The following is an 18363-nucleotide window of genomic DNA, read 5'->3' as shown; positions in this document are numbered from 1 at the left end:
ACAGTCGCCGACAGTGGCGGAGTGGGATGCTAAGGCAACTTCACGTCCCTTGTTCTTTTCCTAATTTCCTCGGATCGATCATGTCGCGCTCGAAACGGTTGTGTGTCCTGGCGTTTATCAGTTTGATGGTGTTCCTGATGCCGGCCCGACCGGCGGGGGCCCAGGAGCAGAAAACGCCCGATGCGGAACCGGCGAAAGTCGCGGCGGAGGATACCGATTCGGTCGCGGATGCCGATGCGGTCGCAGCGCTCCAGCCCCTGTTCGATCAGCTCATCGGCGCCAAATCAACTCGGGCGACCGTCGAATTGTCCGCCGATACGATCGTCGACGGAGCGGTGGTCAACACCCAAACGTCGGTCTACCAAATCGCGTCCCAAATTCCCGATCAGTTCACCATCTACTTGAAAGACGAGCAGCAGCGAGCCCGAATCTTTTGTGACGGTGAAACGACGACGATCGCCCTTTCCGAACAGGCATTCACCGTGCTGGAGAAACCGTTGGCGATGCAGCAAGCGGTTTTCGAGTTGCCGTTGCCGATGGGGCCGTACCCGGAACCCATTCTCGCCCTGACCATGGCCGGCATCGACCCCGCGCTGTCGTTGATGACCGGCATGAAGTCGGTCCGCTTGCTCGATCGCAACAAGTTTCGCGGGCAAACGCCGGCGATTCATTTCCAAGGCATCCAAGAGGACAATGTCCGTTGGGATCTCTGGATCACCCAAGACGAGCGGCCCAAACCGTTGCGGTTGCGTGTCGATCTGACGGAGATGCTTCGCGCTAACGGCGGATTGGAATTGCCGCAAGGCTATCAATACGCGTTGCGTTTCGATTTTAAAGTCTGGCGGATCGATCATCCCAATGCGGCAACACTGTTTCGCTACAACAAGATCGAGGGCGCCAAGGAGTACGAATCGATCGAAGCGTATTTCAATGAAGCCAAGTGATCGGCGTGGCGGATGGGGCACGCGCCACTGGCTGACGCCACGTGCTGGGGCGATGGTTCTATTCTTACCTGGCCAATTCGATCCGTCGCAGCGCGACATCGGCTACGAAAATGGACATCGCGACCATCAACAACCAAGGCCACAACGGCATCGGTTCGCGGGCCGTCGCGTCGATCCGTTCGGCAATCGATTCCGGCGGCGGGTCAAAGCGTCCGCCGCTGACCGTTGCAATCCGCTGCAGCGTCGACGTCGCGGTGGGCAACAACCTCAATTCATCGCTGTAGCCGACCGAGATGCCTCGCGAGGACCGTTGCGTCGAACCGGATTGCCGCGTCTGTGCCAGGTCCAAATGATACGCGCCACGGCGGTCGGTCTTGATTTCGGCTTCGAAACGTCCCGGCGCGGTTTGACGCATCGCCAACTTCTGTCGCCCCAGACCGGGATCGATCATCGTCAACTCCGTCGTCGCGTTCTCAATGAACGCGCCGTTTTGGTCCACCGAATCGAGTGACACGAACGTCGTTTCGCCTTCGCGACGGACATCGACAAATACGCCGCGGTTGTCATCCTTGCGCATCGCATGGCGGATGACTTGGGCCCAAAACGGACCGAAATCCGGCCACGCCAACCATTCGCCCGCCCAACGGTTCTTGGCATCGCTGGTGAACGCCACCGACATGCCCAATCCGTAACGCCACCACGCCAGCAAGGGATCGCCCGCCTCGCTGGCGAGGATAAATTCAGCGGTCGGTTTTGGGCGCGTCACGACATAGCCGAGCAATAGCGGCGACAACTCCAGATCGATTCCCTCCAGCACTGCGGTCGGCCGGACCAGTTGAGCCGTGAAGGGCAACTCGTTGATCGCCGACTTGCTGGCCTCGACGGTTTCCTTGGCAAACACCTGCGGCACCGCGTCGGGCGAATCACAAAAGTAATAACGCCCGCCCCCGATCTGTGAGAGTTCCTCCAACAGATCTTCACTGGCACCTTGGCCGAGTGCGACGGTGGACAGCGTGATTCGATTGGCGGACATGTCCGAGGCGGCGCCCTGGAAATCGCCCGGCGAAGAAACTCCGTCGGTCATCAAGATCACGTGCTTCAATTTCGCCGTCGCCCCACGCAGTGCGTCGAGGGCATCGACCATGCCGGGGTACATGTTCGTGCCGCCGGACGCTTCGATGGTGCTGATCGCGTCGATGATTTGACCCTTGTCGGAGGTCGAGCGGAGTTCGGAAACCGTGTAGGCTGATCCGTCGAACGCGATCACGCCGATCGAATCGCGGGGCCCGAGTAATTCGACGGCCGCCCGCGCCGCATCTTTGGCGAGTTCGATTTTCTGGCCGCCCATCGATCCGCTTTTATCGATCACCAGCATCATCGCCAGCGATGGCTTTTCGCGTTCCTTTTCGAAATTGCTGCGGACCGGCAGAATCTCTTCGACCTGCGTTCGATAGTAACCTCCCAAGCCGAACGATTGGTCGCCGCCGAGCATGACCAGTCCGCCGCCAAGTTCTTTCACGTAGATGCGGATCAAGTCCATTTGCCGCATCGACATCGCCGTCGCGGGAACGTTGGACAGCACCAGACATTCGTAGCCTTGGATTTCTGTCAGATCACTGGGGATTCCCTCGGGCGGTCGAACTTCCACGTCGATCGATTGTTCATCGAGCGCCCAGCGCAGTGAATCGGTTTGGTCCAGATCGGGATCGACCAACAAGACACGCGGGCGACCCTGGGCATACACGACTGTTTCGGCCGCGTTGTTGTCCAGCAACGTGTCGTCAAATCCACGCAGTCGGGCGGCGAAGGATTCTTGTCGCTTGCCCAGCACGGTTTGTCGGAATCGAAACGTGTTCTCGCCCTTCTTGATCTTCACCGGCTTGGGTTCTTCGTCGCCGATCTGAATGTCGCCGCGATACAGATCGATGTAGCCCTCGGTGTCACGGTTGCTGCTGACGATCACTTCGACAAAAAACGGTTGCCCTTGGCGGACTTGGGTCGGTGCGTCGACGCGTGTCAATTGGACTTCGGGGTCACTGCGCGATGGCAAGGGGATGGTCCAGACGGGCACGCCGCCCTCGGCCGCTGCGGCGATCACGTCGCCTCCACCGGTCGCGTTTCCATCGGACAGCAACACGACGCGGCGAACCCGAGACGGCGGCATCGAGGCGATCGCGGTGCGCACGGCCGCCTCCAAGTCGGTCCCACGGCGAGCCGGATCGTGGTCGGCATCGTCGCTCGGAGAATCGTCAGCGTCTTGTTCCGCTGAAGCAGCTTCGCCGGGCGAGTCGTCCGTGTTTGCGGTGTCATCTCCGGTCACAGAGACGTCATCGGACTCGTCGCCAACTTGGTCGGTGGATTTGTTTTTGTCGGTTTGCCCGCTGTCCTCGGTTTGCCCGTCGCCGACCGCCCACTCGTCTCGCAAACTCTTTGGTTCGCGATCAAATTCCAAGAACCGAACGTCGACATCGGCCTGCTCGGCGGCCTTGATCGCCTGGGCGAGAAACGTGTCGGTTTTCTCACGAGCCGCCTCGTCGATGCTCTCGCTGCGGTCGATCGCAAACACGACCATTTGCCGGTCGGTTTGCCGCATCAGCACCGGCCCGGCCAGCGCCGCGGCCAACAGTCCCAGCACGACAATTCGCAACGCCAAGGAGACGCGCTTTTGCCAAATCGGAAAGTCGCTCAAGGAGCGGAGGTGATACCAAATCAAAAACGGCACTGCCGGAATCAACAGGTACAACCAAGTGAAATCAGACCACTGCACGGAAACGTTTCCCCGGAGCGAAGGAGGAGGTCGCGACCGTGTCAACTATAGCAGTTTTCTGACCCCGGGTTAGTCGCGGAACAGCTCGCGAATCCCGAAGGTAAAGAAAGTTCCGATTCCGAAATTCGCTAGCTCTTCTTGGGGTTTGTAACGCAGGATCAGGGTGTCGCCGGGTTGGACCAGAATGTTCTCTCGTGAATTGTTCATCGCCACTTGTAAGTCGACGGAGATGTTGTAGGTTCGTCCGCAAGGCAGCTTGCGAATGATGTACAACTGTGTCGGGCTGGTGCCGCCCATGCCTTGGATCATCCCGCCTCCTCCACCTCCACCGCCGCGAGCATTGGACGACGCGATTCCCTGGCCGGACAATGCCATCGCGCCTAGCACGTCCAGATCGTAATCTCGCGGCAACGGATACTGGCCGCCGCCGAGCAACCCGCCGGTGTAAAACAATTCGGTTTCTCTGGATTCGACCATCACGATATCGCCGGTTTGCAGCGTCACGTCCGAGGGCCGGATGTGGGGCATCTGTCCGGGGTAATAACGCAGCGGGATCCGGATGATGAATTGCGTTTCCAGTAGCTGGTTGTCGTACGCGATACAGTTTGCATCGGTCGCAAACACTTCGTGATCCAAGTGCTGTCCCTGGTGATGCGTTCCCGCGCCGCAAGGTTGTGCCAACAGTTGGCTCATCAGTTCGTTGCGTCGATCGGCGGGAATTTGAGACGTCTTGTAGATCACGACTTCGTTGCGTTCATTAAACCCGGGCAACCCGCCGGATCCCATCAGCGCATTGAGCACGTCATTGCGTCGCTCGGGCAAATCAAGGGTGTAACCGGCTGCCGTGCCATCGGATCCGACCGCGGTCTGTGCGTTGAAACGAATCACGGTCACGGTGTGGGACCGGCGCTGCATCAACGACACGACGGGATAGTTCACGCCCGGCGGCAAAATCTCTTCTTCCCGATAGCGACGTGAGATTTCGTCACGTGCCTGTTCGAGCGTCAAGCCGCTGACGTTGAACGGGGCCAGCAATGGCAACGTGACCAGCCCACCTTCCTGCACCGGAATCGGGTACCCGATCGAAGGTTTCAGGAACGATTGGTCCGAAGGCATGTTGACCGGCGGAGGCGTCGGCGGGCTGTTGGGGGCCGAAAACGGAAGCACGCCGTCGATGTAGACGCTCAAAATGTCGCCTTCTCCCAACAAATATTGCTCTTCATGAGGACGGGCGAGCAAGACCACCGGAACCGGTATCTGATCGCTCTTCGGCACACCCAACAATTCATCGGGCAAATCAAAAACGGGGATCCCGGTGACCGGTGACAGAACCGACGTGCACCCCGTGTTGATGATGGCCAGCAGTGCGCAAAGGGAAAGCGACCAAAGAGCCACGGATTGACGAATGTTGCGGTCCATTGTTGGCATCCTTGCCGAAACGGGATTCTGAAAAAATGCTGGGTCGGGAACGACACGACATCCGCTCGGATGTGGCGTCGCTGTCAAACGTTGTCGCCGTCGTTTCGCCTGGAAATGGAATCCGTTCCGCTCCAAACTCGACGGCCGCGCGGTCACTGGAACTCCGTGCTTTCCAACGGGAGTTCTTCCGGTACAGGAAGCGGCTGAACCTCATGTTCATCAGCCCATCCTGGAACCGTTTCGGCGTCGCCCTGGGGAATCACTTCACTCGACTCCAGAGCTTCGAACGGGATGTCGTGGACGGCAGGGGTGCACGGACACATCGCCATCACCAATTCGGGATTCAACGGTGCAAGTCGCCAGCGATCGACACCCCGCGCGACCGCGTCGGCGTGACCGAAACTGTAACCCTGGTACCAAGGCACGGCCGCCGGGTAGGTCTGATGAATCGCATCCCCGCTCAACATCCGCCGAGTGGGAATCGGTGGCGGGCACTCTGCCATCCCCATGGCTGTTTCCACAAACGCCGTGATGTATCCCGCTTTGACATCGTCAACACAGGGAGACGACGCGTATTGGCTTTGGTAGCTCTGTTCCCAGACTTGACGGGCGAGTTTGCCCGCCCGCAATTTGATCGTCGTGCGTTTGGTCATCGCCCCGTAGGGCTGCCACGTGGATCGAATCGCATCGGCCACGCAACCGGCGCTGCACAGGATCGCGACCATTGCGATCATGCCACCACAGGCGATCGCCACAGAGCGCGAACCGAACCGTTTCGGGCTGACCGGAATCTGATGATGCTTCTCGTGCATTGCGTCACTCCATTGTCGCGCACTTCACTGTGACGGGGATCTCCGACCCACGTCACCACGTCCAGGGACTCACTTCCTTGTTCATCCCATCGCCTTCGCCGCATCGCCGCTTGGCACGTTGCATTCATCGCCATGGTATTGCGACGCTGCATGTGCACGCTTGCCGGCGCGCGGAAAGCTACGGTTTTTGATCGGCCGATTCTGTCGGTGATCCACCTGATTTCGTTGCAGCCCACACTAACCATGACAGCCGATACAAGCCGACTCCGGATCCGTTCGCGCCTCGTTCTTCAACGCCTTCAATCGAGACGACCGCAATCCTCTACCGAATCGTCACATCCGTCACTTGGCTCTCCAGGTCACGCCACTACGCGACGACTCTGCGTTGAAACAGTGCCCACTCGGTGATCACCAAACCGGTGGCGGCAAGGATCAGATAAAACCAGGGAGAACGCCCGGCCGGTGGCAACTCGCCGGCCGTTGTTTCGGGCAACTCCGGTAAACGCAGATCACTTTCGTTCGCGTCGGAGAGATTGACGGCGACCAGATTCGCGTCGTCGGTGGCGGCCGTCGGATCGGTTTCGCCCTCGCCGGTTTCGACATCGCCGGTTTCGGAGACGTCTTCGGTCGTCAATCGGTACACGCCGACCGACGGCAGCGGCCCCAACTTGACTTTGTTTCGTTGCACCGTGACCAGCGTGCGTTCACCGGAGGGGGCGATCAGGTTGGCGGTGCCTGTTTCGGAATCCTCGGCCACGTCCCAGGGAACATCCGTGGTCAGCCCCGTCGCCAACGCGGGACGGATTTCACCGGTTTCGCGAAAGAACCAATTCATCGCGTTGGTCATCAGCACCGGAAACGCAATCCGCAGCGGCAGATCGCTGGTGTCCAAATCCGACGCGAGCAACAAGATCCGCCCCTCGCTACGTTCGATCGAGACACACACACGGTCACCGCCAGCAGTTTCCAGTAACGTCGTTGGCGTGCCCAGCGATTCGCTGACCTCCAGGTCGCGGCCGCCGGCGAGGATCACGTTTTGCAATTGAACGTGACGTAGCAACGGGGACTGTTTTTCTTGTTTGGCAATGATCGGATTGTCGACCTGTTCACCGAGTCGCCAGGCGGGCTGCCCGTCTGTTCCGATAGCGGGGCCCGATTCCGGGATGTCGACCAACAGCACCGGCCCTTCCGGAATCGTCTCGGGAACCACGCCGGCAAACACCGTCAACCGCGCCGCGGGTTCCGAATCGACCGCATCAGCCGCCAGGATCTTGACCAACGGAATCGATTCCAGAACACGTCGCAAGTAGTACGACTCGGAGTCTTCACCGGCGACCAGCTTGACCGGGATTTCGGGGCGGTTGGGCAGGATCGCGCGGGCGACGTTGTCTACCTGCAACGCGTCGTCTGATTTCAATTCACCGGTCAGCACGCCGCCGGCGCGGGAGGTGCTGTCGATCTGTTTCCGAAACGAACCCTCGGCTTCGATTTCCAGCGGAATCACATCCACCAGTGCGTCATCCAGTTTCAGCGTCAACCGAGTTTCGGCCGGCTGGGAGGAAAAGTTATGGACTTCCACCAACAGCGAATAGCCGATCGGATCGACGGTCGAACGCCTGACCTGGAATGTCGTGATGGCGAGGTTGTCTTGCGAGGTTCCGACTTGCATCCAGCGAACGTCGTCGCCGGTCAGTGAGCGTCGTTGCTCGGCCGCCGCTGCGGCGGTCGCATCGTTGGGTTCGGGTGTGGGCTGTGCCGGGGCGTCGGTCAGCAGGTCACGGTTGGCAACGCCGCCATCGCTGAACACCACGATCCTGCGTTTTAGGTCGTCGGCCGCCAGTCGTCTCGCCGCCGTGATCGCTTCGCCGATCCGAGTCGGACCATCGGTCGGCTGAATTTCCAACAACGCTTCTTGAACCGTCGGCGCGAAATCCGACATCCCCACCACCACGCGGACGCTGCCGCCGGCGGTGATCAAGGCAATGTTGTCGCCCGAGCGGAGGGTTCCGGCGACGTCCGACGCCTGTTCGATCGCTTCCTGTAATCGAGTGTTGCCCGTGGCCGGATCGACCGCCCGCATGCTGGCGGAATTGTCGACCACCAAAATCAGGTCCTGCCCCGTGTCTTCCTGAGAATTCCAAAGCGGATCGGCAAGGGCGAACCCCAGCAGGCCGACAAAAGCCAGTTGCAGCAGCAGTGAAATCCAGTGCCGCAGGTTTTGCCAGAGCGAACGTTGACGTTTCTGTTCAAAGACCTGGTCCCAAAACAGCAACGTCGACACCGGCCGTCGTCGGAGCCGGGTTTTTAAGATGTAGAAGGCGATGATCGGCAACGCGGCCAACAGCCAGATCAATTTGTCCGGTGAAGCGAATGACATGCTTTACCCCACCGCCGCGGCACGCATCATTTTCAACAGCACCGCATCGAACGGAACGTCCGTTGTCGTGCGGGTGTGGGCCAATCCGTGGGTTCGGCAATACGTTTCGACCTCTTGCACAAACGTTTCAAACAGCTGTTTGTAGTGGCGAAGTTTTCGTTCGGTGACCGTCACTTTTTTCTCCGTCCCCGTTTCGCAATCGACCAGTTGCACATCGCCCAACAACTTGGGGTCTGCCTCCTGGCGTGTATGGATTTGGATCACGTGTGGTTCGAACTGCGCGTATCGCAGCCGGTCGACGCCTTCGCGGAACCCGTCTTGGTCGAACAGGTCACTGATGATGATCGCCAGACCGGTGCGTGGAGCGCGGCCGACGAATTCGCCCACCGTTCGACGCAGATCCGTTCGCTCACCGTGACATTTCAATCCTTCTAGAAATCGAAGCACGCTCAAGATTTGGTCCTTGCCTCGCACCAGCGGCATCACCACCTTGACCCCGTCCGCATAGGCGACGATCGAAACACGATCCAGATCGGCCAACGCAATGTAGGCCAGCGCGGCGGCGATCTGTCGGGCGAGTTTAAATTTCGGCGGGTCGGCAGCTTCCGCCGTCGCGAACGTCTCGTCGACTTCCATGCTCTGTGACACGTCGAGCAACAAATAGACGTGCAAGTCCTCTTCTTCTTGGAATCGTTTCAACAACAGATCGCCGTGACGGGCGTAAACATTCCAATCCAAGTAACGCAGGTCATCGCCGTGCATGTACTCGCGGTGATCGGAGAACTCGATCCCACCACCGGTCTGCATCGTCCGCCGCTGCGCGAGCAGTTGACCCTGAAACATCCGCTTGCTCAGCAGCGACAGGTATTCGAGTTGCTTTAAAAAATCGGAGTCGAACATGAATGTGGGTCGGGCGGCTGAATCGGCGACGTTGGCGTGTTCTGCTGATCGTTCGACAGGCATCCGGCTGGGAACTCGGTGTCCGCAAGGCTCCGCCTGATCGTCGGCGGTTTGCAGCTGCGGCCGCCTGGCAAGGTGTTGAAATTTGCGCGGCGGTTATCCCGCCAACGCCGCTTCCTGGCCGATTTTTTCCAGCAGATCATCGATGATCTTGTCAACGACGATCCCTTCGGCCTGGCCTTCAAAATTCAGCATCACCCGGTGCCTCAACACGCCGTGGGCCACCGATTTCAAATCGTCCTTGCAAACATGGAAACGTCCATCCAGGACGGCTTTGATTTTGGCGCACAAGATCAATGCTTGTGCACCCCGCGGGCTGCTGCCGTAACGCACAAACTGTCGCACCATCGCCGTCGCCGCTTCGTGTTCGGGGTGTGTCCCCATCACCAGCAAGATCGCATAACGGCGCACTTCATCGGCGATCGGAATCTGTCGCGACAAATCACGAAGCTGTAACACGCGTTCTCCTGAAACGACTTTGCCCGGCGGTGGGATCTCGCCGGCGGTCGTGCGATCCATGATTGTTTCCATTTCCTCGGTCGTCGGAAACGGAACCAACAGCTTCATCAGGAATCGGTCCAGCTGGGCTTCCGGTAGCGGATACGTGCCTTCCATCTCCAACGGGTTCTGGGTCGCCAACACAAAGAACACGCCTTCGAGCTGGTGCGACGTCCCCGCGACCGTCACGCTGTGTTCCTGCATCGCTTCCAACAACGCGGACTGGGTCTTCGGCGTCGCGCGGTTGATTTCATCCGCCAAGACCACGTTGGCGAAGAGGGGCCCACGCTGAAATTGGAACTCCTTTTTCCCGTGGTCGCCTTCGACCAAAATGTTGGTCCCGATCAAATCGGCCGGCATCAAATCGGGCGTGAATTGGATCCGGCTAAACGGTGCCTCCAGAACTTCGCTGAGCGTCCGTACCAGCAGCGTTTTTCCCAATCCCGGGACGCCCTCGAGCAACACATGCCCGCCGGCGATCATCGAGATCAACACGCCATCGACGATCGGCTCCTGGCCGACGATTCGTTTGGCCACTTCGGTCCGTAACAGTTCGAACTCGTCACGGAATTTGCTGAGCTCGGCTCGAAACTCACCCTCGGACAACTGCATCTTGATTGTTCCGTCTCGCATTGATTCGTCGATTCGTCGGACCGATGGCAACTCCGCCATCACCCCGGTACCTAGTGATAACCGTTCCCGCCACCAGATGCAAAGGAATTGGTGATTTTCGGTAGACAGATTGTCTGGAAAGTAGGGTGCACCTTCGCCGCGGCGGGGCCGGGTTTCCGAGCACTACGCAATGTCACAACCGGCGTGTGGAAGTTGGCGCGTGGCAGTTGCGGTACACTGATGGCAGATGTATTCCGACCGATCGCCAACTCACCGCTCAGGCAGATTTCCATGCGAGCATTCTCGTCACTGATTTTACTGTTGTTTGCCCTCGGCACGGCGTTGACCGCCCAGACCCGCGACGAAATCGTTCGTAGCGACAAAGAGAAAGTCGAACGGGAAGGTTTCTGGATGTACAACGACATTCCGGGGGCTTTCGAGGAAGCCAAAAGGACGGGCAAGCCGATCGTCGTCGTGCTGCGGTGTTTGCCATGTCACGAGTGCGTCAAGCTGGACGACGAGCTGGTCGATACCGATCCGGTGATCCGCCCGCTGTTGGAACAATTCGTCTGTGTGCGTCAGGTCGCAACCAACGGTTTGGATTTGGACCTGTTCCAGTACGACACCGATCAATCCTTCGCCGTCTTCTTTCTGGCCGCCGACAAGACGATCTATGGACGATTCGGCACGCGTTCGCACCGTACCGAATGGATGGGGGACGTCTCGTTGAAAGGGCTCGCCAAGGCGCTGCAAGGGGCGCTGGACTTGCATGCCGATCACGCGAAGGTCAAAGAGGCGTTGGCGGGCAAACGCGGCCGGCCGATGGAAGTCTCGTCGCCGGAACGCTACCCGTCGTTGAAAGACAAATTTACCGACAGTCTGAATTACGATGGCGACGTCGTGAAAAGCTGCATTCACTGTCACCAGATCGGCGACGCCCAACGCGAGTACTACTGGCACGACAGAAAACCGATTCCCGACAAGGTGCTGTGGCCGTACCCGCATCCGAAGACCGTCGGACTGATCATGGATCCCAATGAGCGGGCGACGGTCAAAGAAGTCCAGGAGGATTCGGTCGCGGCTCAAGCAGGGCTACGCAGCGGCGACGTGATCGCAACGCTCGACGGCCAACCGATGCTCTCGATCGCCGACATTCAGTGGGTGTTGCACAACGTCGATCCCGATGGTGGCGCGGTGCCGGTTGAAATCAATCGCGACGGTTCAGCGGTTGCGGCTCAGGTGCGATTCCCCAAGGACTGGCGCCGCGCCAGTGACTTGTCCTGGCGCGTGACGACGTGGGGACTGCGTCGCATCGCTGCCGGTGGCATGGTGTTGGAACCGTCGACCCGTTCCGATGCCACACCGGTCGGCGTTGGAAACGAAACCATGGCGTTGCACGTCAAGCGAGTCGGGAAATACGGGCCCCACGGAACCGCCAAGCGAACCGGATTTCTGGAGGGTGATGTGATCACGTCGTTCGACGGGCGAACCGACCTGTCCAGCGAACAAGACTTGTTGACGTACGTGGTCACGTCAAAGCAGCCCGGTGATCAAGTCGACGTTACGGTGTTGCGCGATGGAAAAGAGCTGTCCTATAAGTTGCCGATTCAGAAGTAACATCGGCTAGGCTTCCAGCCCGCATCAACGGTGAACCGATCGATTGCAGGCAGGATCGTCTCCATCGCAAAAGGACCGCGCATGTCATCTCCCACCGGACCTCCCGTGATCACCCTCGACGACATTCGATCGGCCCAGCAACGGATCGCCGACTACGTCGTCCGCACACCCGTGATCAACTGCGAAGTGATCTCCAAGCGGCTCGGCTGCGGCGTATCCTTCAAGGCGGAAAACTTGCAGCATGTCGGTGCGTTCAAGGCGCGTGGTGCCGTCAATGCGGTGATGAGTCTGAGCGAGGAGGATGCCCGCCGCGGCGTCGTGACTCATTCGTCCGGCAATCATGCCGCCGCGATCGCCCGCGCGGCTGGTTTGCGAGGCATTCCGGCATTCATCGTGATGCCCGAAAACGCGTCGCCGAAGAAAATTGCGGCGGTCGAATCCTATGGCGTCTCGCCGGTCTTATGCGGTCCGTCGACGCAGCAGCGTGAACAGGCTGCCGCCGAGCTGCAACAGCGGACCGGTGCGATCCTGGTGCATCCCTTCGAAACGCCGGCGGTGATGGCGGGGCAGGGAACGGTCGGGTTGGAATTGCTCGAGCAGGTCAGCGGGCTCGAAGCCATCCTGGTGCCAGTCGGCGGCGGAGGCCTGTTGGCGGGAGTTCTGGTCGCCGTCAAAACGATTCGGCCGGAGGTGAAAGTCTATGCCGTGGAACCGGCACTCGCCGACGACACCGCGCGAAGTTTGAAGGCCGGGTCGCCACAACCGCCGACCCGTTATGACACCGTCGCCGACGGTCTGCGCACGCAAATCGGTGACCACACGTTTCCGATCATTGAGAGCTTGGTCGACGATCTGTTCCTTGTCTCGGAGGCATCCATTCTATCGGCGATGCGGACGATCGCCGAGGACGCCCACTTGGTCGCCGAACCGTCCGGCGCGGTGGCGTTCGCCGGGCTGATCGACAACGCCGATCGTTTCGCCGGTCGATCGACGGCCGTGATCATCAGCGGCGGCAACCTGAACTTCGGCGATTGCCAGCTGGGACGCAACTAAACCCCTTGCCCTGCCACAAACAGGCACCTCATCAACGCCCCCAACCCACCGGGGACAACCGACCGGGGACAACCGACCGGGGACAGACAACCGACCGGGGACAGACCCCGGACAACCGACCGGGGACAGACCCCGAACCCACCGGGGACAGACCCCGAACTCACTGGGGACAGACCCCGAACCCACTGGGGACAGACCCCGGGACCCATCAACCCACCGGGGACAGGCCCCGGATTGGTGCCGCGAAGCCCTCTACGCAGAGAGGGCAGGCCCCGAATTAAATTGACCCCCGAATCAAATTCATAGGGACAGTCCCCGAACCCAGTGGGGACAGACCCCGAATCAAATTCATGGGGACAGTCCCGTGTGGAAATAGGGTGAATGGAGTTATTGGGGTATGTGCATCGCTTGGGTGGGGAGGGGGCGAGGATTGTTCGGACACAGCGGAGGGTCTGCGCGTCGTGGGCAGCGAGGGATTCATATTTTGACAAAAGAAAAACACCCTCGGACCACACGAGGCGAGTTGCGAGGGAGTCATGCGTCTGTGGTTCAATCCAGGGGCGACGGGAGATCAAGCCAGCTATCGCACGAAAACGCTGACGACCTTAGGCCGGTGGATTCACGACGCTCGCGCCAGCTGTACAGTAGCGTGTCCGACTGAACCCCGACCCGCCAACCCCGACCCGCCAACCCCGCACGTCAAACGTCGCAGCGGAAATTAATTTGATTTAGTTCAACGACGCGGAATGATTTGGCTGAACACCGATCTTCGGGTGGATCGGCAGCGTTTCAGCGAAACAGATCCGGCTTCGTTTCACGCAGAATCGCCAGCGTGTCCGCCCGTGTTTGGGCATCCAGGTGACGGTACGCTTCGTCTTGATTTTCGCCCGTCAAGACTGCCAGCAACTGACGCGTGACTTCGTCTTTGAGAGGCTTCTGCATGGAATCGAAGGTTGGCGAATAGATCAAGTAGCTGCAGGGGTACTTGAACATTCGGGTCTTCAAATCAAAGTCTCGGAGCGATCGGCCACGACTGTCCACCGGCCCGCGATTGCTAAACTCCTCAGCAAAAATGATCGAACCGTTGACCGGGTCGGTGAGTACCGCCTCGTTACAAAACAACGCATAATCGACGACCGGCTTGGCGATCAATCGAAGCTGGGCATCCCATTCCGCCGCCTCGTTGCTACGTTCGACGGTTCCATCACCTTGGTACAGCAGCTGACGCAGCGAAAAATCTGCTTGCGTGATCGCGTTGTGCATTTGCGTCTGGTGTTCCAACACCATCAACGCAACGATGTCACTGTAGGGAGATAGATAATCGTGTGTCTCGAAGTCATCCCACAGGCTCAAACGGTTTCCATTTTCGCGCGTGTCTAATTGTCCGCCACGAAGAAACGCGTTGCCCATGTGGCGCATCTCCCCGTGTCTCCCGGTCACATACCATCCTCCCCACCGCTGCGAGAATGGGCTGGAGTGGTCGGTGATGAATGACTCGCGCTGCGAAGCCACGCTGCCGTCGACCTCCGGATAGACGCTGCGAACGGTGTGTCCTGGCACGCCCTGTGTCATTGACGTCGCATGGCAAGCCAGGCAGTCGTAGTAGGCCTGCTCGACCTTGGCGCGCCATGGCATCATGTCAACAGTGTAGAACGCGGTGCCCAGTTTCGGATCCGCCGTTGAGATCTCCATCAGGGAACTGCCCCGGACCCATCCCACGTAGGTGTCGTCGTTGAAATAAATCGCACGCGGGTTACGGCGTGAGATGTAACGCACCTGCATGCTTGTCTTGGAAAACACCAGTGTTTGCGAAGATTCGGGGATCTCAAGTGCACGCAGGAGAGACCGTAGATAGCCCGTTTCGCGTGAGTATTCCACCTGAATCGTTTTCGCATTCAACTTGTCGACTAGCCGGCTGACCCGGTTGTCGGCGGCCGTTTGGGAGTATTCAAACGGTGACTTTTCGATATCGATGCTCAGATTAATCTGGGCTCCGGCAGGTGCGATGAACAGACCGATGCTGCATACGGCCATGGAGAGCCAGCGAAGGGCAGGACACAAACGAAAGTCGCCGCTGGACATGGGGATGCCATCAAAGTGTTGAGAATCGGTGGTGAGACAACCCCGCCACAATCAGTCGTCAGCTCGCCGGCCCCCTCTCAATCGCTGCCCCGACGATTGAGTCACGAGGTCGTGATCGCCTTTATAATAGAAATGCACCGGGATGTATAGAATCTAGTTTGTTCGGCTGCCCCGCACAATGTGGATCTTCCGCGTCTCCGTTCGGACCCAGCCGCGACAGCCCTTTGGTGGGGCGGCTCTTTTGGTGGGGACTGTCCCCAAATCGCCTGGCCGGGGACAGACCCCAGTTTGAATTCCTTCGCGCTGGTGCTGTTGTTGGACTACTGAAACCACAGTTCGGCGAAAATTTTTTACTTGACTTCCAAGGACCATTCGGGTGGAATGGGTGTAGTTAGGCAGAGTATCACGATTACTCGTTAGTTTCGCTGCGAATGGTTGAGAAAGATCCTCAATCCCGCAGCAGTTTCCTGAAACGAGTTGGGGAGACTCTGCGATGGCAAGATCCAATCGTTGCGAAGTGGTGGATCCGAGCGAAGTTCAAGTCTTTCACGTCATCAGCCGAACCACGCGTGCTTGCTGGCTCTTCGGCGAGGATGCGATCTCAGGCAAGAACTACGACCACCGTAAAGTCTGGATCGAAGAGTACCTCCAACGTTTTGCAGCGTGCTTCGCGATCGACTTACTGTCCTTTGCCATTCTTTCCAACCACTTCCACCTCGTGCTGCGATCCCGCGCTGACATCGTAAAGACGTGGGACGACACCGAAGTGGCCCGGCGCTGGCTGATGATTTGCCCCGAGCGACGAGACGACCAGGGCAATCCGATGGCGCCATCAGCGTCGGAACTGGATCGCATTCGGAAATGCCCCAAGAAGCTTGCCGAGATCCGCGAGCGGCTGAGCAACATTTCCTGGTGGATGCGTCTGTTGAATCAGCGAATCGCTCAACGCGCCCACATGGAAGACGACACGAGGGGGCACTTTTTCGAAGGACGCTTCAAGGCGGTTCCGCTGGTCGATGAAGAGGCTGTTTTGGCCTGTTCTGTCTATGTCGATCTGAATCTAATCCGAGCGTGCCTCGCGGAGACGATTGAGCTGAGTGACCATACGTCGGCACAACGGCGGGTCGAATCGGTCCAGGCTTCACAGCAGGCTCCACCGGACGAATCGAACGCGTCGGTTGTTGACAATACACCAACCGCCGTTCCGCAAGCTCGCCGTGCGGACGCCTTTCTGTCACCCGTGAATCTTCACGAGGCAAATGCTCCAGTTGGACCGCAGCCGAGCAAAACGAACGCGCGTTGTAGCGATAAAGGCTTCCTCACAATGAGCGAAGAGAACTACTTGGAGGTGTTGGACTGGAGCGCTCGTCATTTGGCTGCGGGCAAACGAGGCTGCACCCCGAAAGGATATCCGCCAATCTTGGAGCGTCTTGGTTTATCGCCGACGCTTTGGTTGTCGCTCGTCGCAAACTTCGGCAGCCTGTTTTCCACTATCGCGGGTCGGCCGGATCATCTCGATACCAAGCGGACCAAGCAGACAGGGCGTCGTTTCTACGTGCCCAAGCAAGCCCGCGACCTATTCGGCCAAGCCGCTTAGGGAACCCCTCCTCTCAACGATCCCTTCCAGGGAATCGAAACCACGCTGCTGCGAGTCGCTCGGGATTTGCACACGGTGACCGCGGAGGGCGACGCGAATGTGGTGAGTCACCAAATGACTTGTTCTTTTCCGTCGCTGAGCAACTTCGCGTTGCATCCTGCGTCGCAGTTTGCCGTGCTGTCTCAGTCGGTCGCGATCACGTAGCGCTTACAATCTCAGCGCTGACGCCAGCTTTTAGCTTTCTCCGGCCGTCGCTAGCAACCATCGGGGACAGACCCTGGTAGCAACCACCAGCTTTTAGCTTTCTCCGGCCGTCGCTAGCAACCATCGGGGACAGACCCTGGTAGCAACCATCGGGGACAGACCCTGGTGAATGGGGACAGACCCTGGTGAATGGGGACAGACCCTGGTGAATGGGGACAGACCCTGGTGAATGGGGACAGACCCTGGTGAATGGGGACAGACCCTGGTGAATGGGGACAGACCCTGGTGAATGGGGACAGACCCTGGTGAATGGGGACAGACCCTGGTGAATGGGGACAGACCCTGGTGAATGGGGACAGACCCTGGGTGGTGGGGCGGCAAGGAGGGGAGAATGGGATAAATTGGTGGGTGTCGTGTAGACGGCCGTTGGCGTGAACGCCAGATTAGGCGTGTACTGAATGGGGGAAATGGTCGCGAAACGATGCAATGAATGGTTCGTCGTCGTTGCGTTCACGTGGCGTGCATGTCGCGTCCCCATCGCCTCCCCATGGAGAGACAAGGTGATCTTTGACCCCAATGAATCGCATCAGTTGACCGGCACGCATGCGGCGTTGTACCGCGAGTCGCTCGGAGTGATGCTGGATGTTTTCCGCGAGGCGCTGTTTGACGGGAGCGAGGACTACGTGTCGATCTGGTCCTTCGGCGTCACCTTGTTTGATGAATTGCATTGGCAACAGCAACTGAGTTTATTGCTTTCGGTTTCCCGCTGTGCCTTGAACGGATCCGGCGATCCCGAGAAATGGAGCGCGCTGGAAAAAGCATCGTTCTACGCCGTCTATCGAAACGTCCTTTCCTATCTCGAAATCGAACGCGACCTGGAACGGATGGACGCGTCGGAGATGGAGTACACGCTCGACGAGGACGAGCTGGATTTGGAGGATGATGACGACGAGTACGACGAATACGATGACGGCGGTGACGAAGGGGAGGAGGACGAACAGAGTTGGCAGGAACTGATCACCGCGGCCTACCAGGAAAAGTGTCTCCGGGAGGGGCTGACACCCGAGGAGATTGAAGCGTACTTGCGATACACCCCCGACGGCGATGGTGATCTGCAGCACTGGTTCAGCTTGTTGGAAAGTCTCGCCGACCAGATGTTGGACGACCGAGACTTTGAGATGGCGGCGACGTTGATGGATGCCGATCCCGAAATCGCGACGGTCATCAAAACGCAGCTCGGGATCCAACCGGATTACTTCATCGCCACCGCCGACGAGCCGTCGAGCGAAGCGGTGAGTCAGATGTTTGAAGAACTGGCCCAACTTGCCGGAGTGCCAACAGCCGGTGACCGCGACGATGACGTCGCCCCATTCTAAGCCGTTTGAAACGAATCCGTTGGTCGATCAATAAAACACGATCGG

At 59.0% G+C, this 18363-nt stretch carries 12 protein-coding genes; 5 read left to right on the top strand and 7 right to left on the bottom strand.

Going from position 1 to position 18363, the window contains the following annotated elements:
• Nucleotides 1-80 precede the first annotated feature (80 nt).
• Nucleotides 81-944, top strand: a complete 864-nt coding sequence (locus tag TBK1r_RS09880) for a DUF2092 domain-containing protein (RefSeq protein WP_419581183.1) — start codon at nucleotides 81-83, stop codon at nucleotides 942-944.
• 64 nt (nucleotides 945-1008) lie between these two features.
• Here the strand turns inward: TBK1r_RS09880 and TBK1r_RS09875 are convergent, their stop codons facing one another.
• The 6 genes from TBK1r_RS09875 to TBK1r_RS09850 all read right to left on the bottom strand — a co-directional run bounded on the left by TBK1r_RS09875 (nucleotide 1009) and on the right by TBK1r_RS09850 (nucleotide 10410).
• Nucleotides 1009-3711, bottom strand: a complete 2703-nt coding sequence (locus TBK1r_RS09875) for a VWA domain-containing protein (RefSeq protein ID WP_419581182.1) — start codon at nucleotides 3709-3711, stop codon at nucleotides 1009-1011.
• Nucleotides 3712-3780: 69 nt separating this feature from the next.
• Nucleotides 3781-5130 (bottom strand): polysaccharide biosynthesis/export family protein, encoded by a 1350-nt coding sequence (locus TBK1r_RS09870; protein WP_145209545.1) that lies wholly within the window; start codon nucleotides 5128-5130, stop codon nucleotides 3781-3783.
• A gap of 152 nt (nucleotides 5131-5282) precedes the next feature.
• The gene (locus tag TBK1r_RS09865; protein WP_145209542.1) at nucleotides 5283-5942 is read right to left on the bottom strand and encodes a hypothetical protein; all 660 of its coding nucleotides are present in this window, start codon (nucleotides 5940-5942) and stop codon (nucleotides 5283-5285) included.
• Between the two features lie 367 nt (nucleotides 5943-6309).
• Nucleotides 6310-8319 carry a vWA domain-containing protein gene (locus TBK1r_RS09860; RefSeq protein WP_145209539.1) on the bottom strand — a complete coding sequence of 670 codons (2010 nt, stop codon included), beginning with the start codon at nucleotides 8317-8319 and terminating at the stop codon, nucleotides 6310-6312.
• 3 nt (nucleotides 8320-8322) lie between these two features.
• The gene (locus TBK1r_RS09855; protein WP_419581181.1) at nucleotides 8323-9282 is read right to left on the bottom strand and encodes a DUF58 domain-containing protein; all 960 of its coding nucleotides are present in this window, start codon (nucleotides 9280-9282) and stop codon (nucleotides 8323-8325) included.
• Between the two features lie 93 nt (nucleotides 9283-9375).
• Nucleotides 9376-10410: an AAA family ATPase gene (locus TBK1r_RS09850; RefSeq protein ID WP_259633908.1), complete on the bottom strand. Its 1035-nt coding sequence runs from the start codon at nucleotides 10408-10410 to the stop codon at nucleotides 9376-9378.
• 219 nt (nucleotides 10411-10629) lie between these two features.
• On the opposite strand from TBK1r_RS09850, the gene TBK1r_RS09845 reads away from it, so the two are divergent.
• A complete protein-coding gene (locus tag TBK1r_RS09845) occupies nucleotides 10630-12006 on the top strand; it encodes a Trx7/PDZ domain-containing (seleno)protein (RefSeq protein WP_145209536.1) in 1377 nt (458 codons plus the stop codon).
• Nucleotides 12007-12087: 81 nt separating this feature from the next.
• Nucleotides 12088-13059 carry a threonine ammonia-lyase gene (locus TBK1r_RS09840; RefSeq protein ID WP_145209533.1) on the top strand — a complete coding sequence of 324 codons (972 nt, stop codon included), beginning with the start codon at nucleotides 12088-12090 and terminating at the stop codon, nucleotides 13057-13059.
• Between the two features lie 789 nt (nucleotides 13060-13848).
• Here the strand turns inward: TBK1r_RS09840 and TBK1r_RS09835 are convergent.
• Nucleotides 13849-15141 (bottom strand): hypothetical protein, encoded by a 1293-nt coding sequence (locus TBK1r_RS09835; RefSeq protein ID WP_419581180.1) that lies wholly within the window; start codon nucleotides 15139-15141, stop codon nucleotides 13849-13851.
• 493 nt (nucleotides 15142-15634) lie between these two features.
• On the opposite strand from TBK1r_RS09835, the gene TBK1r_RS09830 reads away from it, so the two are divergent.
• Together TBK1r_RS09830 and TBK1r_RS38460 are read left to right on the top strand one after the other, a co-directional pair.
• Entirely contained in the window at nucleotides 15635-16738 is a 1104-nt protein-coding gene (locus tag TBK1r_RS09830) for a hypothetical protein (RefSeq protein ID WP_145209530.1), read from the top strand.
• Between the two features lie 764 nt (nucleotides 16739-17502).
• A complete protein-coding gene (locus TBK1r_RS38460) occupies nucleotides 17503-18318 on the top strand; it encodes a hypothetical protein (RefSeq protein WP_419581179.1) in 816 nt (271 codons plus the stop codon).
• Nucleotides 18319-18363 lie beyond the last annotated feature (45 nt).

This window comes from Stieleria magnilauensis (genome assembly GCA_007753675.1).
Lineage (GTDB): Bacteria > Planctomycetota > Planctomycetia > Pirellulales > Pirellulaceae > Stieleria > Stieleria magnilauensis.
This window is presented reverse-complemented; position numbering and strand designations above follow the sequence as displayed.